General features: G+C 71.7%; 21 protein-coding genes. 2 read left to right on the top strand and 19 right to left on the bottom strand.

Annotation, left to right across the window (positions count from 1 at the left end; translation table 11 throughout):
• The first annotated feature begins 61 nt into the window (after window positions 1–61).
• Window positions 62–868 (top strand): alpha/beta fold hydrolase, encoded by an 807-nt coding sequence (locus tag ACWEF2_RS00815; RefSeq protein WP_453810908.1) that lies wholly within the window; start codon window positions 62–64, stop codon window positions 866–868.
• A gap of 260 nt (window positions 869–1,128) precedes the next feature.
• Window positions 1,129–2,403 carry an ABC transporter substrate-binding protein gene (locus ACWEF2_RS00820; RefSeq protein WP_453810909.1) on the top strand — a complete coding sequence of 425 codons (1,275 nt, stop codon included), beginning with the start codon at window positions 1,129–1,131 and terminating at the stop codon, window positions 2,401–2,403.
• Window positions 2,404–2,480: 77 nt separating this feature from the next.
• Here the strand turns inward: ACWEF2_RS00820 and ACWEF2_RS00825 are convergent, their stop codons facing one another.
• From ACWEF2_RS00825 to ACWEF2_RS00915, 19 genes are all read right to left on the bottom strand, one after another.
• Window positions 2,481–3,113 (bottom strand): acetate--CoA ligase family protein, encoded by a 633-nt coding sequence (locus tag ACWEF2_RS00825; RefSeq protein ID WP_453810910.1) that lies wholly within the window; start codon window positions 3,111–3,113, stop codon window positions 2,481–2,483.
• Complete coding sequence (locus tag ACWEF2_RS00830; protein ID WP_453810911.1) at window positions 3,110–4,444, bottom strand: CoA-binding protein; 1,335 nt, start codon at window positions 4,442–4,444, stop codon at window positions 3,110–3,112. Before ACWEF2_RS00830 ends, ACWEF2_RS00825 begins: the two co-directional genes overlap by 4 nt.
• 232 nt (window positions 4,445–4,676) lie before the next feature.
• On the bottom strand, window positions 4,677–5,480 hold the full coding sequence (locus tag ACWEF2_RS00835; RefSeq protein WP_453810912.1) for an IclR family transcriptional regulator: 804 nt from the start codon (window positions 5,478–5,480) through the stop codon (window positions 4,677–4,679).
• 237 nt (window positions 5,481–5,717) lie between these two features.
• Window positions 5,718–6,926 (bottom strand): acetyl-CoA C-acetyltransferase, encoded by a 1,209-nt coding sequence (locus ACWEF2_RS00840; RefSeq protein ID WP_453810913.1) that lies wholly within the window; start codon window positions 6,924–6,926, stop codon window positions 5,718–5,720.
• Between the two features lie 94 nt (window positions 6,927–7,020).
• Window positions 7,021–8,043, bottom strand: coding sequence for a branched-chain amino acid ABC transporter permease (locus ACWEF2_RS00845; protein WP_453810914.1), 1,023 nt, complete (start codon window positions 8,041–8,043; stop codon window positions 7,021–7,023).
• Window positions 8,040–8,918: a branched-chain amino acid ABC transporter permease gene (locus ACWEF2_RS00850; RefSeq protein WP_453810915.1), complete on the bottom strand. Its 879-nt coding sequence runs from the start codon at window positions 8,916–8,918 to the stop codon at window positions 8,040–8,042. Before ACWEF2_RS00850 ends, ACWEF2_RS00845 begins: the two co-directional genes overlap by 4 nt.
• Before the next feature lie 2 nt (window positions 8,919–8,920).
• Window positions 8,921–9,634: an ABC transporter ATP-binding protein gene (locus ACWEF2_RS00855; protein WP_453810916.1), complete on the bottom strand. Its 714-nt coding sequence runs from the start codon at window positions 9,632–9,634 to the stop codon at window positions 8,921–8,923.
• Window positions 9,635–9,637: 3 nt separating this feature from the next.
• Window positions 9,638–12,073: an AMP-binding protein gene (locus tag ACWEF2_RS00860; protein ID WP_453810917.1), complete on the bottom strand. Its 2,436-nt coding sequence runs from the start codon at window positions 12,071–12,073 to the stop codon at window positions 9,638–9,640.
• Between the two features lie 16 nt (window positions 12,074–12,089).
• Window positions 12,090–13,010: an SDR family NAD(P)-dependent oxidoreductase gene (locus ACWEF2_RS00865; RefSeq protein WP_453810918.1), complete on the bottom strand. Its 921-nt coding sequence runs from the start codon at window positions 13,008–13,010 to the stop codon at window positions 12,090–12,092.
• Window positions 13,007–13,762 (bottom strand): enoyl-CoA hydratase, encoded by a 756-nt coding sequence (locus ACWEF2_RS00870; RefSeq protein ID WP_453811079.1) that lies wholly within the window; start codon window positions 13,760–13,762, stop codon window positions 13,007–13,009. The genes ACWEF2_RS00865 and ACWEF2_RS00870 overlap by 4 nt, the downstream gene beginning before the upstream one ends.
• Complete coding sequence (locus ACWEF2_RS00875; protein WP_453810919.1) at window positions 13,756–14,436, bottom strand: nitroreductase family protein; 681 nt, start codon at window positions 14,434–14,436, stop codon at window positions 13,756–13,758. Before ACWEF2_RS00875 ends, ACWEF2_RS00870 begins: the two co-directional genes overlap by 7 nt.
• 583 nt (window positions 14,437–15,019) lie before the next feature.
• On the bottom strand, window positions 15,020–15,880 hold the full coding sequence (locus ACWEF2_RS00880; RefSeq protein ID WP_453810920.1) for an HpcH/HpaI aldolase/citrate lyase family protein: 861 nt from the start codon (window positions 15,878–15,880) through the stop codon (window positions 15,020–15,022).
• 15 nt (window positions 15,881–15,895) lie between these two features.
• Complete coding sequence (locus ACWEF2_RS00885) at window positions 15,896–17,371, bottom strand: dihydroorotase (RefSeq protein ID WP_453810921.1); 1,476 nt, start codon at window positions 17,369–17,371, stop codon at window positions 15,896–15,898.
• Window positions 17,368–18,813 carry an MmgE/PrpD family protein gene (locus ACWEF2_RS00890; protein ID WP_453810922.1) on the bottom strand — a complete coding sequence of 482 codons (1,446 nt, stop codon included), beginning with the start codon at window positions 18,811–18,813 and terminating at the stop codon, window positions 17,368–17,370. The genes ACWEF2_RS00885 and ACWEF2_RS00890 overlap by 4 nt, the downstream gene beginning before the upstream one ends.
• A complete protein-coding gene (locus ACWEF2_RS00895) occupies window positions 18,806–19,708 on the bottom strand; it encodes a cyclase family protein (protein ID WP_453810923.1) in 903 nt (300 codons plus the stop codon). Before ACWEF2_RS00895 ends, ACWEF2_RS00890 begins: the two co-directional genes overlap by 8 nt.
• Window positions 19,709–19,750: 42 nt before the next feature.
• The gene (locus ACWEF2_RS00900; protein WP_453810924.1) at window positions 19,751–20,953 is read right to left on the bottom strand and encodes a CaiB/BaiF CoA transferase family protein; all 1,203 of its coding nucleotides are present in this window, start codon (window positions 20,951–20,953) and stop codon (window positions 19,751–19,753) included.
• A 105-nt stretch (window positions 20,954–21,058) separates the two neighbouring features.
• Complete coding sequence (locus ACWEF2_RS00905) at window positions 21,059–21,868, bottom strand: IclR family transcriptional regulator (RefSeq protein WP_453810925.1); 810 nt, start codon at window positions 21,866–21,868, stop codon at window positions 21,059–21,061.
• 79 nt (window positions 21,869–21,947) lie between these two features.
• Window positions 21,948–23,189: an Ohr family peroxiredoxin gene (locus ACWEF2_RS00910; protein ID WP_453810926.1), complete on the bottom strand. Its 1,242-nt coding sequence runs from the start codon at window positions 23,187–23,189 to the stop codon at window positions 21,948–21,950.
• An 8-nt stretch (window positions 23,190–23,197) separates the two neighbouring features.
• Window positions 23,198–24,559: a M20/M25/M40 family metallo-hydrolase gene (locus ACWEF2_RS00915; RefSeq protein ID WP_453810927.1), complete on the bottom strand. Its 1,362-nt coding sequence runs from the start codon at window positions 24,557–24,559 to the stop codon at window positions 23,198–23,200.
• Between the last annotated feature and the right edge of the window lie 25 nt (window positions 24,560–24,584).

The following is a 24,584-nucleotide window of genomic DNA, read 5'->3' on the forward strand; positions in this document are numbered from 1 at the left end:
GAGGGCGCCCATCCCGTCCGGCCGACCGGATCGGCCGTTCCCTACCGTCAAGGAGCCACCCGTGACAGTGCCCGTCCGCCGTGACTACGTGGATACGAGCTGGGGCCAGCTGCACATCGCGACGGCGGGTTCGGGAGAGCCTGTCGTCCTCCTGCACCAGACACCGCGAAGCTGGGACGAGTATCGAGAGGTGCTGCCGATGCTCGGCCGGCGGTTCCGGGCCATCGCCGTCGACACCCCGGGCATGGGGGCGTCGGACGTCTCTCCCCTGGGCCACAGCGTCGTGGCCTACGCCGGCGCGGTGCTGGACATGCTTGACGCGCTTGGCATCGGCAGCTGCCATCTCGTCGGCCACCACACCGGCGGGGTGATCGCCGTTGAGGTGGCCGCCCGGGCACCCGAGCGCGTGGACCGGCTGGTGCTCTCCTCGACGCCGTACGTCGACGAGGCGGCACGGGCCGACAGGGCGGGACGGCGCGGCATCGACGAGGTCGAGCCTCGTCCTGACGGGACACACCTCACCGAGCTGTGGCAACGACGGCGGAGATACTATCCGCCGGGCGAACCGGAACTGCTGGCCCGTTACCTCCACGACGCCCTGGCGACCGAGGACCCCGAGGAGGGGCATCGGGCCGTGGAGCGCTATCGGATGGAGGATCGGATCGGCTCGATTCGGCAGCCCACGCTGTGCGTGGGGCACGACGCCGACCCCTTCGCCTTTCCCGGCCTGTCGCGTCTGGCCGAGCTCATTCCCGGCGCCCGGACGGAGGTGATCGCCGGCGGGGCGATCCCGCTGGAACACACGGCCGGGGAGTTCTCCCGCGTCGTGCTCGGCTTTCTCTCCGCCGGCGCTCCGGTGCGGCCCTGACGAAAATCGGCGCCGGGAGGCCCTCGGCACGCCTCCGGCCACGAGGTTCGGTGAGCGGACCCGTGTTCTAACCCGATCCGTGTATCAATGCCACAGTTCCCGTACCGAAAGTCGAATGTCTCCGCACATTCGAATCGACATCGATTTCAGCCGGCGATCAGAGGAGCGAGAACCCGGCTGACCGAACAGTTACGGCGACGTGAGGCGGGAACGGCCGCCACCCGAGCCGCCGAAAACCCGGATTACCCGCAGGAGGAGCTTTGAAGAATCGACCGGTGCTGCGATGTCTGGCGACAGCGGTGGCACTTGTCTCCCTCGCCGCCGCGTGCGGGCGTGGAGACGGCGACACGGGTTCGGGCTCCTATCCGGACCCGGGTATCACGGACGGCGAGATCGTGGTCGGGGCGAACGCGCCGCTCACCGGGCCCGGTTCCGGATTCGCCAACGTCGTTTACGGCGCCTCCGCCTTCTTCGGCCATCTCAACGAGACCGAGGGCGGTGTGACAATGGCCGATGGAAAGAAGCGAAAGGTCCGTTACATCTACTACGACGACGGCTATCAGCCGGCCAAGACCGTGGAGGTGGTCAAACGCCTCGTCGAGAAGGACAAGGTGTTCGCGCTCGCGGGGGGTTTCGGCACGGCGACGAACCTGGCGGTGCGCGACTACCTGAACCAGAAGGGCGTTCCACAGGTTTTCATCCAGTCAAACTCCCCCAAATGGGGTGCCGAATTCAAGAAGTATCCGTTCTCACTCTCCGGATCGCCGTCGGCGGCGACCGAGGCCGCGGTGTTCGCCCAGTACGTCCAGCGGGAACGGCCCAAGGCGAAGGTGGCGATCCTCACCCTGGGCGACGACAACGGGGCCGGCTTCCTCAACGGATTCAAGGAGGCGCTCAAGGGGACGGACATGACGATCGTGTCCGAGCAGACCTATGCGAACACGGACGCGTCCATCGACTCACAGATGTCGATCATGGCGTCGAGCGGAGCGGACGTGTTCGCGAACTTCGCCACGCCGAAGTTCACCGCTCTCGCGATCAAGGGGGCGGCCGAGCTGGGATGGAAGCCCCTCCAGCTGGTGGCCTCCCAGGGAAGCTCGCCGGAGGCGGTTCTCAAGCCGGCCGGGCTTGAGAACGCCAAGGACATCGTCACGGTCGGATGGTTCAAGGATCCCACCGACCCGCAGTGGGCGGCCGACGAGACGATGAGCACGCTCCAGCGGAGCGTGCAGAAGTACGAACCGCGGGCCAATCCGAAGGACTCCTTCGCCGTGGCCGGATGGGCACTCGCCGAGGTCTTCACGAACGTGCTCAAAGACGTCGATCCGACTCGGTCCTCGCTCATGGACGCGGTGCACGGCCTGAACGGTCAGACCTCGTCGGCGCTGCTTCCGAAACTTGAGAGCCGTACCTCGCCGACGGACGGGTTCCCGCTGGAAACGCTCTGGCTCCAGCGTTTCGACGGTGGCAAGTACGAGTTCATCGGCGCGGAGCCGATCTCCCTGGAGGGCAGGACGCCGGTCGGCGAGAGATAGCGGGGAGGCGCGCCGACCCGGGCGCGCCTCCCCCGCCGGGATCGGCGGTGAGGCCCGATCACGGGCCTCACCGCCGATCACCTTTTCACCACCAGCGCGTCCAGCACGATCGGGCGTCCCCGGCGAACGAGCACGGGGTTACAGTCGATCTCCACGACGTCCGGATCGTCGCGGAGCAGGCGTGCCACCACGTCGACGATCAGAGCCAGCCTCCCGACATCGAGTACGGGCAGCCCCCGATAGCCGTTGAGCAGCGGCGCCGCACGCAGCCGGGAGAGCGCCCGCTCCAGTTCCCCGGGTTCCGGCGGCGCCAGGAGCACGGCCACGTCGTCGAACACCTCGGCCGCGACACCTCCGAGCCCCACGGTGATCAACTCGCCGAATCCGGGGTCCCGGCTGCCGCCCACGATCAGTTCCAGCTCACCGCTCAGCTGCTCGGCCACCACGACCGTGCCGTCCCCGGCCCCGGCCAGCTCGGCCCAGCAGCGCGACAGCCCTGCGGCGTCCAGCCCGAGCCGTACCAGTCCGGCGTCCGACTTGTGGGCGATGCCGGACGCCTTCGCGACGACGGGGCCGTCGATCGTCCCGGCGAACCGTACCGCCTGCTCGGGTGAGCCGGTCCTCAGCTCACGGGGGGTCGGCAGGCCGGCGCCCAGCAGTCGCTTACTGGCCCACTCCGACAGCGCCCGCGGGCTCTCCCCGGCCGTCATCGCACCACCTTCGCCGCGAACCCGCGCACCGCGGCCTCGGGTGAGTCGAAACACGGAATTCCCGCCCGTTCCACGGACTCCCGCACCCGGGGCACGTCCAGCAGGAAGGCGGTCGTGGCCTTTCCCGTCGCCGCGTACGCCTCGGCGACCGCGGCCCCGAACTCGGGTACGTCCAGCCCGCAGTTGACGACCACCACCCCGTCGACACCGTCGTCGGCGTAGACCTCCGCGACGGCGGGGGCGAAGCCGGACGGCGGGCACTGCGGGGTCAGGTCGACCGGGTTGGCGATGGCGGCGAACGCCGGCGCCACCTTCCGGATGGCCGCCAGCCGGTCGGCCGACAGGGGCGGCAGGCTCAGGCCGCAGCGTTCGGCGGCGTCCGCGGCCAGGACACCGGGGCCGCCGGAGACGGTCAGCACCGCTATCCGGCCGCCCTGCCGGGTGGAGGTCCCCGAGGCGAGCGCGGTGAGCGCGTCGAAGAACTCCGCGGACTCCTCCACCGCGGTGACCCCGGCCCGGTCGAACCCCGCCCGGTACGCCCGGGCGCTTCCCGCCAGCGACCCCGTGTGCCCGGCCGCGGCCCGCGCTCCGGCGGTGCCGCGCCCTCCCTTGAGGACGACGACCGGCTTCACCGCGGTGATCCCGCGGGCCGCCTCCACGAACGCGCGGCCGTCGCGCAGCCCCTCGGTGAACACCCCGATCACCGTGGTCCGCGGGTCGGCGGCCAGCCAGCCCAGCGCCTCGGTGACGTCCACGTCGGGCGAGTTGCCGAGGCTGACGAACCGGGCGAAGCCGATCCCGCGCCGGCGGACCTCGGAGAGGAACATGCCGCCGAACGCGCCGCTCTGGCTGATGAAACTCAGGGGTCCCGGGTGCCGCGGCACCGACCAGAAGTAGGATCCGTTGAACCAGCGGTCCTCTCCCAGATGGCTCACCACGCCCATGCAGTTGGGGCCGACGAGCCGTGCGCCGTGCGCGCGGGCGACCGTGACGAGGCGGTCCTGAAGCGCCTGCCCGCCGGGACCCGCCTCGCCGAACCCCGACGAGAGCACGATCACGACCTTGGCCCCCCCGGCCGCCGCGTCCCGCACCGCCTGCTCCGCGGCGCGGGCCGGTACGGAGACGAGCGCGAGGTCGACCGTACGGTCCAGACTCGGCACCGCCGGGGTCCCGTCGACGGTCGCCGCGCGCGGATGCACGCACACGACCGAATCGACGTCGGTCGTGACGTTGGCCAGGAGGGTGTTGCCCAGCCTGCCCGGATCGGTGGCGGAGGCCCCGTACACCGCGACGCTGCGCGGTGCGAAGAGCGGATCCAGTTCGTGCCCCATATTTTACGACCTCAACAGGGTTCGGTTCGGGCCTCGGAAGCCGAGGATCGGCTGAGCGGGTCCGGGGCCGTGTCCGGGAACGCGCCGGCCGGCCCGCGCGGGCGCGGAGTCCCGCGGGGGTTGTCCGCCGGTCCGGCGGATGTGACGGCCCGGTACCCGCTCACCAGGACTCTGCGGGATCACGGACGACGGGGCAACGGGGCGGGTCCGCCGAGCGGACCGGTGACCGGGTTCACCCCGCCGTTCTGAGCCTGCGCCTGACGCCGAGGGCCGCGGCCCGCAGGTTGCCGGAGAAGCGGTTGACGTTCATCCGGGCCGTCGGCGCGGTAACCGACAGCGCCCCCACCAGGGCTCCGTCGCCGCTGAAGACGGGAACGGCCACGCTCGCATAGCCCAGCCGGGTCTCCTCGTACTCGGTGGCGATCTGGCCGGCCCGCACCCGGTCCAGCTGGGTCACCAGGATGGCCGGTGAGGTGACCGTGTGACGGGTCAGCGGCACCAGCCCCGCCCGCACCACCTCGGTCAGCAGGTCGGCCCCGGAGAAGGCCAGAATCACCTTGCCGGTCGCCGTGCAGTACAGCGGGAGCCGGCCCGCCACACGCGACTGCTTGCTCAGCCCCCGGTGCATGATGATCTTCTCGACGTAGAGGACGTCGAGATTGTCGTGCACGGCGAAGTGGATCGTCTCCTGGGTCGTGACCAGGAGGTCCTCCATGAACGGCAGGACGGCCTCACGCAGGATCCGCTGCCGTGGCACCCGCTGGCCGATCTCGAACATGCGCAGGCCGAGCCGGTAGCTGGTCCCCGCCCGCTCCAGGACTCCCCAGCCGAGCAGTTCCTGTGCCAGCCTGTGCACGGTCGCCTTGGCGATACCGGTCCGCTCCACCAGCTCGGTGAGGGACAGCCTGTCGTCCTCGACGGTGAACGCCTCGATGATCAGGCGCACCTTGCCCAGCACGGAGTTCATCGCCGCCGCGTCCGGCCTGGCGGTCAGTGGATGAGCGGACGCGGTACCGGCTGGAGTGTGGACGGTCATGTCAGCAGCCTCCGATCGACCCGCGACCTCCGGCGGCCACTGCACCGGCGGCGCCAACGGCACATCATGATAAGCCGGATTTAACGCCTGATTTATATCTATATGATCTCAAAAAAATACTTTGCGGCTTTTGACGGATTATTCGGCCCCGGCGCCGCGGGACGCGACCGGCCCCGGCCCGCGCTCCAGGCCGATCGGGGAGAACGGGGGGAACGCCGACAGGACGGACGGGGGCGCTCAGGAGAGACGCTCCACGACCATCGCCATCCCCTGTCCGCCGCCGACGCACATCGTTTCGAGCCCGTACCGGCCCCCGGAACCGGAAAGCCCGTTGATCATGGTGGTCATGATGCGCGCGCCGGTCATGCCGAACGGATGCCCGAGTGCGATCGCCCCCCCGTACGCGTTGAGCCGCTCGTCGGCGACCCCCAGACGACGCGCCGAGGGGATCACCTGGGCGGCGAACGCCTCATTGATCTCCACCAGGTCGATCTCGTCGATCGACAGCCCCGCCTTCCTGAGCGCGCTCCGTGACGCCTCGACCGGGCCGAGACCCATGATCTCCGGATGCAGGGCGCTCACGGCCGACGACACGATCCTGGCCAGCGGCGTGATCCCGAGCTCCGAGGCGCGCCGCTCGCTCATCACCACGACCGCCGCCGCGCCGTCGTTGAGCGCGCAGGAGTTACCGGCCGTGACGGCGCCCCCCACCCGGAACACCGGGGCCAGGTCCGCCAGCCTCTCAAGCGTGGTGTCCGCGCGCGGGCCGTCGTCCGTACGGACGACCGTTCCGTCGGGGAGCTCGATCGGAGTGATCTCCCGGTCGAAGAACCCGTTCCGCTGGGCGGCGACGGCCCGCCGATGACTGCGGAGCGAGAAGCCGTCCAGTTCCTCCCGGGTGATCCCCTCAAGCTCGCGGACGTTCTCCGCCGTCTGCCCCATGCCGATGTACATGTCGGGCAGGCCCTCCGGTTCCCTCCAGGCCGGCTCGCCGCCACCGGACCGCCGGGCGGTACGGGCGCGGGCCGTGTCGAACCTCGGGTTCGGCTCGTCGGGCGCGTCGAAGGAGGCGACGCCGTACCAGGACACGCATTCGACACCGCCTGCGACATAGACGTCGCCGTCTCCCGCGCGGATCGCGTGCTCCGCCATGCGGATGGTCTGCAGACTCGACGAGCAGTATCGGTTGACGGTCACCCCCGGGCTGTGCTCAAGGCCGGCCAGGACCGCGACGACCCGGGCGATGTTGTTGCCGTGCGCCCCCTCGGGCCGTCCACAGCCGATGACGACGTCGGCGACCTCGGCCGGATCGAGCTCCGGGACCCGCTCCACGACCGCCCGGACGACGGCCGCGGCCAGGTCGTCCGGGCGGACCGAGGCCAGCGACCCCTTTCGGGCACGTCCGATCGGGCTGCGGGTGGCGGCGACGATCACCGGTTCGGGCATGGGGTTCCTCTCTCGGCGGGACTCGGGGCGGGTTTCCGGAAGGGCGGCGCCCGGCGGACGATGGGTGGGGGGCCGCGGTGCCCCGCGGGCCGGGTCACACATCGGCGGCCTCCCTCGGCCGTTCCCCGGCCGGCGGGTGGATGTCCGGGCGGCTCGCCCGGACATCCCTCCGCAGGAGCCGGGGGACGCTCGCGAGCCCGCCGGGGAGCAGCAGGATGACCAGGATCAGCGAGGCGCCGTAGATGATGCCCGCCAGGGAACTGCTGATCTCCTGCGTGTACACCGGCACGAACTGGATGTAGACGGCGCCCAGCACCGCGCCGGCCGCGCGCCCCACCCCGCCGACCGCCATTCCGGCGAGCAGGCCCACGGAGAGCAGCAGGCTGAACGACTCCGGCGAGAGAAAGCCGACCGCGATGACGTACATGCCGCCCGCGACACCGGCCAGACCGCCACACCAGGCGAAGGCGGTGGCCTTCACGAACGGCACGTCGACCCCCATGGCGACGGCCACGAGCGCGTTGTCCTGGGAGGCGTACAGCGCCCGGCCGACCCGGCCGCCCAGGATCCCCCTGCCGATCCGCCAGCAGGCCAGCGTGAGCACCAGGACGATCAGGTAGTGCCACTGGTCGGTGGCGAGCCCGAGGCCGGCGGGGGGTTGAGGCTGCGGCACCACCAGGCCGTTCGCTCCCCCGGTCAGGCCGTCGAACCGCTTGACCAGCGGGATGAACACAATCGCGATCGTGACCGTGACCAGGGCGAGGTAGAGGCCGTTGAGCCTGGCCGCCAGCACACCGACGAGATAGCCGACGACGAACGGGACCACGGCCGCGGCGATGAGCCCCGCCCAGAGCGGCCATTTCCACACAACGGTCGTCACTCCCGCGCAGTACGCGCCGATGCCGAGGAACGTCGCCTGCGCCAGGGAGATCTGGCCGGAGGCGCCGGTGAGCACGGTCAGGCCAAGGATCGCCACGGAGTAGACGAACACCATGGTCAGCTGGAAGTTGCGGTCGGGCGGTTGCACGAACGGCAGCACGAAAAGCAGCACCACGAAGGCGAACCTCGCCGACCTACCGGCCACCGGGCCCGACAGAACCGCGGAGATCCTGTTCATACCCGCACCCTCTCCACGGCGCCGAACAGACCGGCCGGTCTGAGCATGAGCACCAGCACGATGACCACCAGGGGAACCACCACCTTGAGATCCGGCCCGATCACCGTCACGTAGGTGCCGACCAGATTCTCGATCACGCCGATCAGTACGCCGCCGACGACGGCGCCCAGCACGCTGTCCAGCCCACCGAGGATCACCGCGGCGAAGGCGTACAGCAGGATGCCGGACATCATGTTCGGTTCGAGGAAGACCCGGGGGGCGATGAGAATTCCGGCGATCGCCCCGAACACCCCCGCCAGCCCCCACCCGAGCATCAGCATGCGCTTGACGTCGATCCCGACCAGCGCGCTGGACTCCGGGTTGGCCGCGGACGCGCGCATCCACAGGCCCAGCGTGGTACGGCGCAGCAGCAGGTAGACGGCGAGCGACTCCACGGCCAGCGCCCCCACCATCACCACCATGGAGGACGTCATCCGCCAGCCGCCGACGGACCAGACGCGCTCGGGCGCGAGTGTGGGAAACGACAGCGGGGTGGAGTGCCAGATCAGCGCGGCGAACTCGTTGAAGACGAGATACAGGCCGAACGTGAGGATCACCGTGTTCAGATGACTGCCGCCTTCGGCGGGACGGACCACGAAACGCTCGGTCGCGGCTCCGACGACGAACGCGAACACGACGGCGACCAGGGCCGCGACCGGTACCGGAAGCCCCCAGGCGATCAGCTGCCAGGCGACGAAGGTGGAGAACATCGCCATCTCGCCCTGCGCGAAGTTGGCGATCCCGGTGGAGCGGAAGATCAGGACCAGCGCCAGGCCGATGGAGGCGTAGATGGCGCCGGTGGCGATGCCGTCGGTGATCTGCTGGAGGAACAGCACTGTTATCCTCCTCCTCCGAGATAGGCGGCCCTCAGCCCGTCGTCACGGGCCACGACGTCCGCCTCGCCCTCCAGGACGATCCGGCCGGTCTCCAGCACGACGGCGTAGTGGGCGATTTCAAGGGCGAGCGCGGCGTTCTGCTCGACGACGAGCAGCGCCATTCCGAGATCCCGGTTCAGCCCGCCGAGGGTTTCGAAGAGCTTGGCCGTGACCTGCGGGGCGAGTCCCAGCGAGGGCTCGTCGAGCAGCAGGAGCCGGGGACGGCTCATCAGCGCGCGGCAGACGGCGAGCATCTGCTGCTCCCCGCCGCTCAGCGTCGACGCGGTCTGCTCCCGCCGTTCGAGCAGCGGGGGGAAGGTGGCGTACATCCGGTCGAGGTCCTCGGCGACCTCGGCGCGTCTCCTGCGCCGGGTGGCCGCCCCCAGGAGCAGATTCTCGTGCACGGTGAACTCGCTGAAGGTGCCCCGCCCCTGGGGCACGTGGGCCATCCCGCGCCGGGTCATCGCCGGGGCCGTCAACCGGGTGACGTCCTCCCCGGCGAAACGGATGGCGCCCGACACCGGGATCATGCCGGACAGCGCCCGCAGCAGCGTGGTCTTGCCCGCGCCGTTCGCGCCGAGGACCACGGTCACCTGGCCCGGTTTCACGGTGAGGTCGATTCCGCGCAGCACCTCGGCCCTGCCGTAGGAGGCGCCGAGACGACAGCAGGTAAGCATCGGTCACGTCCCCAGATAGGCCGAGACGACCGCCCGGTCCCGCCGGACCTCGTCGGCGGTTCCCTCGGCGATGACCCGCCCGGACTCAAGCACGACAACCTTCTCGCAGGTCGACATCACCAGGCCCATGTGGTGTTCCACCAGGAGAACCGTGACGCCGAACGCGTCCCGGATGCGGGTGATCTCCGACGCCAGATCGGCCACCTCACCCTGTGGAAGGCCCGCGGCGGGCTCGTCGAGCATCATCAGCTTCGGTCTCGCCATCAGGGCGCGGGCGATCTCGACCCGCTTGCGGGAGCCGTACGGCAGGGTTCCGACCTCGGCCTCCGCCAGGTGACCGAGACCGAGCTCGGCCAGCAGCGCGCCCGCCTCCGCCCGGAGAGCGCGCTCCTCCCTGCGCGAGGAGGGAAGCCCCAGCCCGGCGGCGAGGTAACCACCACGGCTTCGGGCGTGGCCCCCCACCATGACGTTCTGCACGACCGAGAGGTGCTCGAAGAGCACGACGTTCTGGAACGTTCTCGCGATGCCGATCCCCGCGGTGTCCCGCGCGCGGCGGTGGGCGAGGTTCTCGCCGTCGAAGAGCATCTCCCCGCTCTGCGGCCGGTGCATTCCACTGACGCAGTTGAACAAGGTGGTCTTCCCGGCCCCGTTCGGGCCGATCAGGCCGCAGACGGTGCCGCGCTCGACGGTGAGGCTCACCTCGTCGAGGGCGCGCACCCCGCCGAAGGCGAGACTCAGACCACTCACCCGGAGAAGCGGGCCGCCCTCCCCGCCGGACCGCTGAACGGCCGGACCCTCCGGCGCGCCCCGGGCCGTCTCCCTCGCCCAGCGGTAGTCCGCCTTGCCCTGGGGGCCGCGCAGAACCCTGGGGACGAAGACCAGTTCCTTGGGCACCTTGTACCGGGCGAGCTGTCCGGCGCAGCGCCGCCGCAGATCGGCCGCGTCCGGAACCGTTCCGGCCGCGGCCTGCACCACCGCGACGACCCGCTGCCCCCAGCGGTCGTCGGGGAGACCGACGACGACCGCGTCGACCACCTCGGGCAGCGACACCAGCACCTGTTCCACCTCTTCGGCGAAGACCTTCTCCCCGCCGGTGTTGATGGTCGTGGACGCCCTGCCGATCAGGCGGATCAGGCCGCCCTCCTCCCACCTGGCCCTGTCACCCGGAATCCCGACCCGGACGCCGCCGACCACCCGGAAGGTGTCCTCCGTCCTGTGCCGGTCACCGAGATAGCCGGCCGGTATCCGGCCGGAGCGGGCCAGCCATCCCTCCTCCCGCGACGACCTCGGCAGCGCTCTCGACCGGTCGTCGCTCACCAGCAGCGTCCCGGCCGCCGGGGAGAACAGGCCGTGTGTGGCCGAGCCCGCCGACCATCTGTTCTCCATGTGGCCGCCGGTCTCGCTGGAGCCGTAGACATCGACCAGCGTGAGCCCGGCGGGCAGGAACTCCAGCAGCCGGTCCTTCAGGTCGGGCGTGAGAATCCCGCCTCCGGTGTGGATCATGCGCAGCGACGACAGGTCACGTGGCCTTCTCTCCAGGGCCTCCACGATCGGGCGTCCCATGGCGTTGCCGACGATCGGCATCATGGTCACACGCTCACGTTCGACGGTGTCCAGGATCGAGTCCGCGTCGAACTGCTCCGTGACGTCGGGCAGGACGATGCGGTGGCCGCCGTGAAAGGCGTAGAACGCCAGCCACTGGCCGCCCGCGTGCATGAACGGCGGCGCCGGCAGGTAGACCTCCCGGCCGTCCGCGGCGGCGCCCACCAGGTGCTCAAGCGACTCGAACTCCCGGAAGTCCGCCCGCCGGCCTCCCATCGCGCCCGCGAAGATGTCGGCCTGCCGCCACAGCACGCCCTTCGGAACGCCGGTGGTCCCACCGGTGTAGATCATGTAGCGGTCGTCCGGCGTGTAGCCGACCCCCAGGGGGTCCGGCGCCCCCCGCCGGATCGCCTCCTCGTACCAGACGGCCCCGTCGGCGAGGGGTCCGCCCGAGCCGTCGTCCACCTGCAGGACGAGCGGGCGTGAGCCGAGCGAGCCGGCCAGGGACGCGGCGACGGCCGCGAAACGCGTGTGGACCACGATCGCCCTCGGCCGCGCCTCCTTGAAGACGGCGGCGAGCTCGCGCTCGACGTAACGATGGTTGACGTTGAACGGCACGACCCGTGCCTTGAACGCGGCGACCATGCTTTCCAGATACTCCACGCAGTTGGTCAGGAAGATCGCCAGATGATCCTGGGTGCTCTCCCAGCCCGCCTCGGGAAGACGCTCGGGCTCCTTCAGGCCGTTCGCGAGCAGGAAGCTCGCGAGCCGGCGGGTACGGTCGGTCAGTTCCTCCCAGGTCACACGCCGATCGCGGTGGGTCAGGCACTCGCGCGCCGGTCTGGTGGCCGCGATCGCCTCGTGGACGACGGCGAGGTTGGCCTCGAATTCGGCCATGGCACCGGTCCTTTCGTCACCTGTGGTCGGCACCGCTCGCCCCGTTCAGCAGGGAGAGGATGAGCCTGGACTCCTCCTGGAGGTTCGACGGCGTCGCGTAGCCCTCCTCGGAGCAGATCCGCTGGAGATCGGCTTCGACCGTCTCCGGAGTCAGGTCCGCCCGGACGACCCCCCGGGTCTCGGCGACGAAGGTCCGCGCCACCCGCCCGGCGCCGACGGCGAGGACCTCGCCGTTCAGGGAGCACCGTTCGTGCGACAGGTAGACCACCGCGGGCGAGACCAGCGCCGGGTCCGCGGACGCCGCCAGTTCTCCGAGCATCCCGGCGGTCATGTCGGTCCGCGCGACCGGTGCCACGGCGTTCGCCCTGATGCCGTGGCGGGCGCCCTCAAGCGCGGCGACCCTGGTGAGGCCGACTATCCCCGCCTTGGCCGCGGCGTAGGCCGCCTGGCCGAAGTTGCCGAACAACCCGCTCGCCGAGGTGGTGTTCACCAGGCGGCCGTAGGACTGCGCCTTGAACAGCGGCCAGGCGGCCGCCATCAGATACGCCGTGCCGTGCAGGTGTACGGCGAGGACGGGCTCCAGCGTCTCCGGGCTGAGATTTTGGATCGTTCTATCCTGAATGATTCCGGCATTGTTCACAACGATGTCGAGCCGGCCGTAGGCCGCCACCGCGGCCTCGACCAGGGAACGGCATCCTTCCGCGGTGGCGATCGACTCCCGGTGGGCGGTGGCCGTGCCGCCGAGCGCGCGAACCTCCTCGACCACGCCGCCCGCCCGGTCGGTCTCTCCCGTGCCCGGACCGAGATCGTTGACGATCACCCGTGCGCCGCGCGCGGCGAGGGCGAGAGCATGGGCCCGGCCCAGTCCGGCCCCGGCGCCCGTCACGACGGCGACGCGACCGTCGAAGCGGAGCCGCCCGGAAGACGTCTCCTTCACGGCCGCCTCACCACCGGACCACGCTCCGCCAGCCACCGGCGTGACTCGGCGTGCTCGACGGCCCACGCGGCGTGTCCCCCCGCCTCGGCGAGCTGCCGGTAGAGCTCAAGGAGCCGCGGCACCAGGACCGGGTCGAGGCGCGCGATGTCCGACGCCATCTCCAGGGCGGTGGGCAGCAGCCGCTCGTGGGGCACCACCCTGTTCACCAGCCCGAGGCGGGCGGCCTCGGCGGCGTCAAGCCTGCGGCCCGTGAGGCTGAGCTCGACCCCGAGCCGGTGCCCGACCCTGCGGGAGAGCGAGACCGCCAGCCCCGCGCCGGGCAGCAGGCCCAGCCGGGCGTGGGTGTCGCTGAACCAGGCCCGCTCCGAGGCCACCAAGAAGGTGCACGCGAGGGCGAGTTCCCATCCTCCGGTGACGGCGGGGCCGTTGACCGCTCCGATGACGGGAACCGTCAGCGGGGGAATCAACGGCTCCGCGTGGAGCGTCCGGCGCTCCCCGGCGAGAACCCCGCCGTCGGTGGTGATCTCGCGCAGATCCAGCCCGGCGCAGAACGCCGGGCCGGATCCGGTGAGGACGACCACCCGTACCGAGTCGTCGCCAGCCAATGCCTCCCACTCCACCCGGAGCCGCTCCCTGAGCGCCACGCTCAGGGCGTTGCGCGCCTCGGGCCGGTGGAGTGTGAGCAGCGCCACGCCCTCCGAGGGCTCCTCGCGGAGCAGGACGGCCGTTCCGGGGTCCGCCGCCGTCACCATTCGTTCCAATGCAGGATCTCCTCAACCGGTTCCCGCCGAGCGGGTTTGAACGTCGTTCCGACGGTCCAGGCGACGGGGACGAGCCCGGCCTGCGTCACCTCTCCGTAGGGGATGCCGAGAAGCTCGGCCATCTCCTGTTCACGCCGCAGGTGAACCTGGGTCCAGGCCCCGCCCAGCCCGCGCGCCCTGAGCGCCAGCATGAAGCTCCACATGGCGGGGAGGATCGAGCCCCAGAAGCTGGCGGTCCAGCTGAGGTCCCGTTCCGGCGGCCGCCCCTCGATCACGGGGATGACCAGCGCCGGCACACTCCCGATGATCCGCTGCAGGTGACGCGCGCCGGGCAGCATCCTGTCGTCGGCCGGGACGTGGCGCAGGTAGCCCTCCGCGCACTCGGACCAGACCCGTCCCACCTCGGCCCGTAGCGCGGGATCGTCGACGACGATCCACCGCCATCCCGCCCGGTTGCCTCCGGTCGGGGCCTGCACGGCGATCTCGACGGCTCTGCGGATGACCGCCCGGGGCACCGGCCGGGTGAGGTCCAGTCTCCGCCGCACCGTCCGGGTCGTCATGAGCAGTTCGTCCGCGGAGAGCCCCAGCAGCGGGACCTCGCCGGCGCTCTCGTGACCGGCCTGCTCGTGGGAGTCGTTCACTGTCTCGCCTCGACCTTCCTTCATGATCGGGATCTTCTCCTCAGCGGAACACCGTGGTCACGGCCGTGCGAAACGGTCGCCGCCGTCACCTCTCCCCCGGCGTCACCGGGACACCTCGGGAGATCGCGGAGCCGTGGCCCGCGCCGGCGAACCCGGTTGGTCAACGTTCCTCCCTGGTGTGGCTCCGGCCGTCCCACCGGCGATGGGTCTCGCTCTCGCGGGCCGGCGGATTTCGTGGACTGTGGCACCGATACGGTCTGCCTGCGAGGGGATCGGTCCGTTCACCGGACTCCCCGGCCCGTCACTCCCGGATATGGGGCTCCCGGCCGACTTCGGGGCTCGGAGACACGAGACCTCACCGGCACGACGGACACCTCGCCCGGTTCACCGAGGGCGGTCCTTCCGGCGGGCTTCCGGCGAGATTTAGTGGCAAAACAATCTTTTATGTCTCAAGTAGATATATAGGGGATGTTTAAGTCAATAACCGGCGTCAATTGACCTGGATCAAGCACTCCGCCGTCGGACGGCCCGATCCACCTCCCCGAGCAGGGGCCCGGGGGCGGCGGGGCGCAGTCGCCGCACCCGCCTCCGCCGACGCCCGCATGGCTCACCCCGCCGGCCGGTCCCGGTCCAGGGTCCGGCGGGCCTGGCGGATGACGGCCTCGTCGACCATCCGGCCCGTGTCGTCGAGGACGACGCCGGAACCGGACGACTCGAAGCGCTCGATCAGCGTCCGGGCCCGACCGACCTCCTCCGCCGACGGCGTGAACACCTCGTTGACCACCTCGATCTGGGCGGGGTGGATGCAGGCCCGGCCCCGGAACCCCAGCCGTCTGAGGGCGTGGGTGGAGTTCCGGAGGGCGCCGAGGTCTCGGAAGTCGGTGCTGACCGGGCCGAGAGGCGGGCCGATCCGGGCCGCCGCCGACGCGAGCACGATCTGGGACCTGACCCAGAGCATCTCCCGCTCGTCGGGTCCCGGCTCGACGCCGAGGTCGGCGCGGAGGTCCGCCTCGCCGAGCTGGAGCCTCACCACCCGGGGGGCGCGGGCGAGGTCGGCGGCGGCCAGTACGGCGGCACCGCTCTCCAGCAGCGGGCAGACCGCGATCCACGGGGCGTCCGAGAGGAGCCCGTCGACGGCGACGAGCTCGGCGGCCGACTCGGTCTTGGCCACGCAGACCCCGGTCACGGCGGGCAGCGCCACCGCGCGCAGGTCCTCGTGACCGAGCGGTCCGGGGTTCACCCGGATCCAGATCTCCGGGGGCCGCCCCCCGGGAGCCCGACCGGCCCCGGCCCGGCCCGCGCGGGGCGGAAGGGTGCCGAGCCATCCCGCCACGGCCGCGCGGGCCGTGGCCTTCGCCCCGGGCGGGACCGCGTCCTCAAGATCCACGATAAGCGCGTCGGCCCCCCGTCCGAGCGCCTTGGCCAGCTTTTCCGGGCTGTCGCCCGGGACGTAGAGTGCCGATCTCACCGTGTGTCGTTTCCCTCAGTCGGTGCCGGCCGGGCGGTGGACGTAACGGCCGACCGGACCGCCGACGACCTTCCCGTCTTCGAGCACCCGGTGCCCCCGGACGAAGGTGTCGGTGACCCGCGCGGTCAGCTCGAACCCCTCGAAGGGGGTGTACTGCTGGGTGGACTCGGACTCCTCGGCGCGCACGGTCCAGGTGGCGCCGGGGTCCACCAGGCAGAAGTCGGCGTCGAAGCCGGCGGCGATGACGCCCTTCGCGCGCAGGCCGTACCTCCTGGCGGGGTTCCACGCGGTCAGCGTCGCGATGCGGCCGTAGGACAGGCCGCGCCGGCGCCCCTCGGTGATCATGCCGGGGAGCAGGTACTCGGCCCCGCCGAACCCGGACCTGGCCACGAAGACGTCGTCGCGGGGTTCGCCGAACTTCATCTCCTCCCGGCAGCAGGCGTGGTCGCTGACCACCCAGTCGACCGTGCCGTCCAGCACGTACTCCCAGAGGGCCTCCACATCCTCGCGGGGGCGGAGCGGCGGGTTCACCTTGCCGCCCAGGCCGTGCGCGGTGGTGATGTCGGCCAGCAGGTGACCGACGGTGACCTCGCGCCGGAAGTCGATGTGCGGGAAGGCCCCGGCCATCCGCACGGCCGCGTCCACGGCCTTCCTGGACGACAGGTGGAGCAGGTTGACGGTGGGCAGGCCCGTCTCGTGGGCCAGATAGGAGGCGATGGAGACCGCGAGCCCCTCGGAGTGCGGCGGCCGGGAGGCGTGGTAGGCGGCCAGGCCGCTGAGGTCTCCGGCCTCCTCGACCATCCTGGTGTAGGCGCTCATGATCTCGGCCGTCTCGCAGTGCAGCGACAGGGAGATCTCGTCGGCCAGCTCGGGGAAGCGCTCCCTGGCCTCCTGCACGCCGCGCATGACGAACTCGAAGTGCGCGTAGTCGTAGCGCTCCCCCTCCGGAATCATCAGGAAGGAGTTCTGGTCGGAGGAGCGGCCGTGCAGACCGTGACCGCCGTAGAACATGAAGATCTTGAAGGAGGTGACGCCGAACCGCTCGACCAGCTCGGGGATCTCCCCGATGTGGCCACGCGACATCGGGGCGAGATGGAAGCCGTAGTCGATGTGGGAGCGGCCGGCGGAGGCGGCCAGCACCCGCGGGAAGAAGTCGGCGTAGTCACCGCCGCGGTTGAGGTAGTACTGCCCGGTCCGCATGTAGGTGAGCGCGGTGGTGACACCCCCCTGGGCGCTCGCCCTGCTCTCCGAGGCGGTGTCCTCCTCCAGCGGGTTGTAGATGCCCCAGTGCTGGTGGGCGTCGACGACACCGGGAAAGGCGAGACGGCCTCCGCCGTCGACCACCGTGCGGGCCGGCTCGGCCGCCAGGCCGGGCGCCACCTGGACGATCCGGCCGTCCCGCACGGCGATGTCCGCCTCAACCGGTTCATCGCGATCGTGCGTGACGACGCGGATGTTCTTTACCAGCAGGTCAAACTCGGCCACGGTCATCTCCTGTCTCCTGTTGCCGTCTCGGACTCCACCTCGAACTCCGCCACCAGGCGGAGAAGGTCGCCGATGTGGTCCAGCTCGTCCAGGCGGTTCACCCTGTCGGTCACCACGCCCGCGGTGGTCGCGGACAGCCGGCCCTCGGTGTTGTCGCGGAACTTCAGCGCCAGTTCCGCCACCGACAGCGGGCGCGCCGGTCCGCCCCGGTTGGCGAGCACCTCGTGGCTCCACTCGCGGCCGTCGAGGTCGCGGGCGCGCAGCACCGCGGGGAACTGATGGGGGAAGATCTCCGTCATCCGGTCGTCCGGCACCACGTCCACCTTGGCCATGAGCGCACGGCGGAGCGGGTCGCGGGCCAGCTCGTCGGTGAAGTCGGCCAGTCCCACCCCGAGGCCGCCGCCGCCCAGCAGACCGGCCACGACCGCGTACGGCCCGCTGAACTGTGCCTGGTAGCCGGTCTCCGGGGCGCGTTTGCCCTCGATCGGCTGCCCGATGGTCCGGATGACGGGGGCGGGGACGCCCAGCGTCAGGCTCTCCACCCGGGAGGGGTCCAGGCCCTGCTCGCGCAGTCCGATCGCGGCGTCCACCGCCGCGTGGGTGAAGTGGTTCGCCGGATAGGGCTTGAAGAAGATCCCCGGGACGGCCCAGTCGGTGCCGAGACCCGCGGTGATCTCCTCGGGGGCGTACCGTCCGTGCAGGAACGCCTCGAAGAAGCCGAACCGGCCCTCCAGGACGGTCGGCGGCCCGGTGAACCCCCGCCGGACCAGCTCGGCGGCGGTCACCGCGGACTGCGCGGCCCACCCGCAGTGCAGCCGCTTCACCGTGCCGCCGGTCCGGTTGGCCTCGATGATGCCCGACGCCGTGGAGGCGGCCACGCCGAGGGCGTCGAGCACGCCCTCGCGGGACAGGCCGAACAGCACGGCCGCCGCGACGGCGCCGCCCATGGTGCCGCAGATGGACGTGGCGTGCTGGCCGTGCTCGAAGAAGGTCGAGTTGCCGCTCTCCGGGTCGTAGCCCGCCATGCCCAGCCGTACGCACACCTCCAGGCCGACGGCGATCGCGTGGATCGTCTCCCGGCCCGACGCGCCGGCCAGCTCGGCGGCGGCGAGCGCCGCGGGGATGACCGGGGCGCTCGGATGCAGCACCGAGGGCAGGTGGGTGTCGTCGTAGTCGAGGGAGTGCGCGAGCACCCCGTTGGCGAGGGCGGCCAGCGGGGCGGGCACCGCCGGACCGCCGCCGACGACGTGCGCCTGCGGGCGTCCGCCCTGGTCGCGGACGTGCTCCACGATCGCCGTGCTCGTCGGCAGCCGGTGCGCGGCGACGCAGAGGCCGATCACGTCGAGCACACGGCTGCGGACGCTGCCGACCACCTCGCCGGGGAGCGTGGCCCAGGAGGTGTCCGCCGCGAAGTCGGCCAGCAGCCGGCCGAGGGTCGGCTCAGCCACGACGGCCCCCCTCCTCCGCGTCGCCGGCCGACGGCCTGCGGCCCACCAGTGCCAGCGGGCGCACCGGTGACCCGGTGGCCCCGAAGAGCGGCAGAGGCGACAGCACGAAGGTGAACTCGTGAACCCCGTCGCGGGCCGGTTCGTCCAGCGCCATCGCCTCGATGATGTAGACACCCGACTCCACCAGCAGCACCCGGTGCGCGGGCAGCACGCTGTGGCCCTGCCCGGGGGCCAGGCACTCGAAGGCGATGGTGTCGGCGCCCGCGGCGCGCACGCCGCGCCCGGCCAGCCAGCGCGCCCCCGCCTCGCCCACTCCGGGAACACCGGACTCGCCGCCGATGTAGACCGCGCGGTCGGGGTCGGTGAAGCGGCGGCCCCAGCCGCTGCGGATCAGGACGACGTCACCGGCGCCGACCTCCGTGCCCTGGCGCCGCACGGTCGCGTCGAGGTCGGCGGGGGTGATCTCGTAGCCGGGCTCGCAGGAGTCCGCGCCGAGCGTGGCGGGCACGTCCAGCAGCACGCCGCGGCAGACCATCGGCGCGACGGTGTGCACGCCGTGGTCGGGGTAGAGCCCTCCGACGCAGGCCTCGTCCGCGTCGGCTCCGCCGTACAGCCTGCCGTCCTGGGACACGTGCGCCAGCGCGTCGATGTGGGTGCCCACGTGGGTGCCCATGACGAGCATGTCGTTGGCGGCCGAGCCGCCGTCGGGACGCACCCGGTCGCCGTGGCGGCGCGGCAGGGTGTGGGTGTAGGCGGGGTGGTTGGGCGACTGCGGCATCCCCGCGAAAAGGGGGCGGCCCAGGTCGTAGACGGTCACGCCGTCACGCACCGCGCTCAGCAGGGGATCGTGTTCTACCTCTCCGCGGGAAGCGGCGGAGGTCGTATAAGTGGTCACTCGTCTCTCCCGATGTCCGCTTGTCTCCTCGATCACCGCAGTTCAGGCGACGATCTCGCGCGCGCGCAGGTCGGTCAGCTCCTGCGGGTCGCAGCCCAGCTCCCCGACGAGCACCTGCTCGGTGTCCGCCCCGAGCGCCCGGCCGGTGAACCGGATCCGGCCCGGCGTCCGCGACATGCGCCACATGACGTTGTGCATCAGCAGGGGGCCGAGATCGGCGTCGTCGGCGACGGTGAGCATCTCGGTCTCGCGGACGTGCCGGTCCTCGACGAGGTCCCGGGAGCTGTAGACGGGGGCGACCGCGGCGCCCGCGGCGGTGAACTCCGCGACGACCTCCTCCCGGGTGCGGCCGGCGATCCACTCGCCGACCATCCCGTCCAGCGGGCCGGCGTGGGCGGCGCGTCCCGCGCCGCTCGCGAACCAGGGCTCGCCGATCACCTCGGGGTGCCCGACCAGGCGCATGACGCGTTCGGCGATCGTCTGCGCGCTGGTGGACACCGCCACCCAGTGACCGTCGGAGGTGCGGTAGGTGTTGCGCGGCGCGTTGTTGGTCGAGCGGTTGCCGTGGCGCTCCTCGACGATCCCGAGCTGCTGGTAGACGGTGGGCGACGGGCCGACGGCCGTCATGATGGGCTCCAGGAGGCTCATGTCGACGATCTGGCCGCGCCGGTCGGGGTGGCGTTCACGCTCCCACAGCGCCATCATCGCCGCGGACGAGGCCGCGATGCCGCAGATGCTGTCGGCCAGCCCGAACGCGGGGAGCGTGGGCGGCGCGTCCGCCTCGCCGGTCAGGTGGGCGAACCCGCTCATCGCCTCGGCGAGGGTTCCGAAGCCCGCCCTGGCCGCGTACGGCCCGCGCTGCCCGAAGCCGGTGATCCTGACGACGACCAGTGCGGGGTTGACCTCGTGGAGCCGGTCGGGGCCCAGCCCCCAGCGCTCCAGGGTTCCGGGACGGAAGTTCTCGATGAGGACGTCGGCGCCCTCCACCAGCCGCAGGAAGATCTCGGCTCCCTCCGGGGCCGACAGGCTCAGTCCGACCGTCCGCTTGTTGCGGGAGATCTCCTTCCACCACAGCGGGTGTCCGTCCTTGGACCTGCCGTGGCCGCGCATGCCGTCCCCGGCGGTGGGATGCTCGATCTTCACCACGTCCGCGCCGAAGTCGCCGAGGATCTGGGCGCAGAGCGGCCCCGCCAGGATCGTTGAGGCGTCGACGACCCGAAGACCTTCGAGTGGCCCGTCTCGCATGCTTACCCCCAGATGAGAAAAAGGTTCAACGTCGTATCCGCCGGGCGGGAGGCCGGTCCTCCCGCCGTCTCACGCGGCCTCACGCCGCCCGTGTCACGTGCCGTCTCACGGCCCGCGTGCCGGGGCGGTGCCGCGGTGGCCGAGGTCGGCCGAGATGTCCGCGGCCGCGGCGGCCACCCAGGCGCCCAGTGACTCCGTCCGGCCCAGGGTGAACATGTCCAGGGGGCCGCAGACGGAGACCGACCCGGTGACCTGCCCGGTGGCGCCGTGGAACGCCGCCGCCACACTCGCCGCGCCGGACTGCCGCTCTCCGGAGCTGACCGCGTAGCCCAGCCCCCGGATCCGGGCGATCTCCTCGCGCAGGGCGGCCGCGGAGGTGATGGTGGCGTCGGTGAGGCCGTCGAGGCGGTGGTGGACCACGTAGTCCTCCACCTCGGCGTCGGGCAGGGCGGCGAGGATCGCCTTGGACGACGACCCGGCGTGCAGGGGGTGGCCGGTGCCGAGGGCGACCGACATCCGGATCTCCTGGGCGGACAGCACCTGGTCGACGTAGATCCGCGACCAGCCCTGCCGGAGCGAGAGCGTCGCCGTCTCCCCGGTCCGCTCGGCCAGCGCCACCAGGTGGCGGTGGGCGAGCGCGGGGACGTCGAGTTCACGCATCGCGGCCAGCCCGATGTTCAGGGCGCCGGGGCCGAGGCGGTACAGCTTGCTGTCCTCGTCGAAGCCCAGGAACCGGCCGCCCACCAGTTCCCGCAGGATGCGGTGGGTCACGGCCTTGGGCAGCCCGGTCTCCCGCGCGATCGTGGAGACGCCCAGGCTCCGCGGCGACATGCCGATGACCTCGATCACGGCCAGGGCCCGGGCGATGCCGGAACGCGGACGCCCCTGCTCGCCTCCGGCCTCATCGGTGGTCATGGCTTCCTCGGTTGGTGCGGCGCACGCCGCGGGCGGCGCGGGATCGGAGATTGCGTGGACGTCGTGGAACGGGGCGTCGTCAGGCACCTCCGCGCACGTCGATCGTGACGTCGGCGTTGCCCCGGACCGCGTTGGAGTAGGGGCAGAGCCCGTCCGCGATCTCCACCAGCCGTTCCAGGTCGGCCTGGTGGCACTCCGGCGCGGCGACCTCCAGACCGGCGGCGATGGCGTAGCTCCCGCCGGGTACGGTGCCCAGGGTCACCGACACGGTCACGGTCACCGGGCCGGTGACGATCCGCTCGCGCCGGGCCGCCACCGCCAGGGCGCTGTCGAAGCAGGCGCCGTAGCCGGCCGCGAAGAGCTCCTCCGGATCGGTGCCGGTGTCGCCGGGCCTCCTGTCGCCCGGCCGGGTGAGCGCGAGCTCCAGCGGGCCGGTGCGCGAACGCGCGCCGCCGCCCCGGCCCCCCCGGACCTCGACCGTCGCGGTGTAGACGGGGGTGAACCCCGGCCGCGGCCCGGCGGCGCCGTGCCGCAGGACCTCCTCGGCCACCGCCTTGGCGAAGACCTCCGGCTGCTCCTCGGCGACGAAGTCGGTGCCGCCGGCGATGACGACCAGCGGCGTCCCCGGCAGGGCGGCGAGCACGGTGTCGTTCATCCGGTTCACCACGTCCTCGTCACCGTGGAGCAGCAGTGTGGGGATGCCCCCGAGCGCGGAGGTGTCCAGGCGGTGGTCGAACACCGCGCGGTAGGCGACCGCGTAGTCGGGGCCGACGCTGAGATACTCGGCGACCTGCCGGCTGGCCGACTCCGCCGAGATCCTCGGGTAGAGCCGGTGGACGCGTTCCCAGATCGTCCGCAGGTGACCGCCGTCGGAGGCGGGTTCGTAGCCCGGCGCGTAGGACGCCTTCTTCTCGGCCCGCTCGGCCTCGCCGTACAGGGGAAGCCCCTGGAAGATCAGGCCGCTCACCCGGTCCCGGGCGGTGAGCGCGGCCTCGGCGGCGACCACCGCGCCGGTGTGCTGCCCGAGCAGGTGCACCCTGCCCAGGCCGAGCGCGTCGACGGCCGACCAGACGGCCGCCGCGTAGTCCGGGACGGACCACTGCCGGGCCGGGGCGTCGGACATCCCGAAGCCGGGGGTGTCGAGGGCGACGACGTGCACGCCGTACGCGGCGATCGCGGCGAGGGCGGGCTCGTAGGTCGCCGACGACAGCGGCGACTGGTGCAGGACGACCAGCGGCACCCCGGCGGGGTCGCCCGCCCGCCGGAAGTGGACCTGGCCCCAGGGCAGGTTGAGGTAGCCGCGCTCGGAGGCGCCGCGCATGCCGGTGTTCATCCTGTCACGGCCATCGCCGCCATGACCTCGACGACGTGCTTGACGCCCATGCGGTAGTCCTCCAGGCGGATGTGCTCGTTGGGTCCGTCGATGCAGGCGTCGGCGCGGGAGACCCCGACGCCGACGATCGGGAGGTCGCCCATGACGCCCTGGTTGCCGATCCACTGCGTGTAGGGCTCGATGACGGGCTCGGCGCCGTAGGCGCGGCGGGCCGCGTCGGCGACCAGCGCCACGAACGGGTGGCGGTGGTCGGTCAGGTTGGGGCTGCTGGTGGCCATGACCTCGATCGTGAGGTCGCCGAAGCCCGCGTCGTCGAGGTGCTTGCGGACGGCGCGCAGGACGCGCTCGTGGTCCTGACCCGCGACCAGCCGGATCTCCAGCTTCGCACTGGCGGTGGAGGGGATGCCGAGGGTGACCTCGTCGCGGTTGTCCCCGCCGGAGATGCCCGCGACGGTCAGGGTGGGCCGGGTCCGGATCTCGATCGCGGCCTGGACGTCGTCGAGGCCGCCGATGAAGCCGTCCACCCCGGCCCTGGCGCGCAGGAACTCGCCGTCGAACCGGAGCCGGGCCAGCAGGTCGCGCTCCTCGGCCGTCGGGGGCCGCGCGTCGTCAGCGAAGCCCGCCACGGTGACGGTGCCGTCGGAGCGCTGCAGGCTGGTGAGCGCGGCGGCCAGGCGGATGGTCGCCGCCGGCAGCAGGACGGTGTTCTGGCTGGTGAGATCGCGGGTCAGCGTGCGGGCGGTCAGTTTGAGGTACAGCACGCCCTTCTCACTGAGCTTGAGCAGCGGGCGGCCGTCCGTGTCCGTCCACGAGTTCTCCCAGAGCGCGGCGTCGGCGGCCAGCCGGTCGGCGTGGGCCTGGACGAACGAGCCGAGCCCCGGGCTGTGCAGCCACTTCTTGCCCTCCATGATGTAGCGGCTGGTGACGGGCGGCTCCAGCCCGGCCAGCCGCCAGGCCGCCGCGGCGTGGACCCGGGAGAGCATGGCGCCCTTGTCGTCGGCGACACCCCGCGCGTACAGCCGCCCGTCACGGATCTCCGCCGCGTACGGCGGGCTGACCCACTGGTCGTCGTCGCCGGTCGGCTCCACCGCGACGTCGTAGTGGTTGAAGTGCAGCAGGGCGCGCTGGCCGCCGCCGATCTCGCCCAGCACGTAGGGGTGGGAGTCGGCCCACGGAACGATCTCGGCGCTGCCGCCCCAGCGTTCGAGCGAACCGGCGAGGAACTCTGCGGTGGCCGTCATCTGGTCGGCCTCCTCGCGGAGACTGCGGATGCGGCACAGCTGCTGAAGCTCCTCGACGAAGGTGTCGAAGTGGGTGTCGACGGCGGCCAGCGCCGCGGCGACGTCGGGGTGTGACATGGGAACTCCTCGCACTCGGTCGGGT

It is taken from the genome of Streptosporangium sp. NPDC004631, assembly GCF_053601935.1.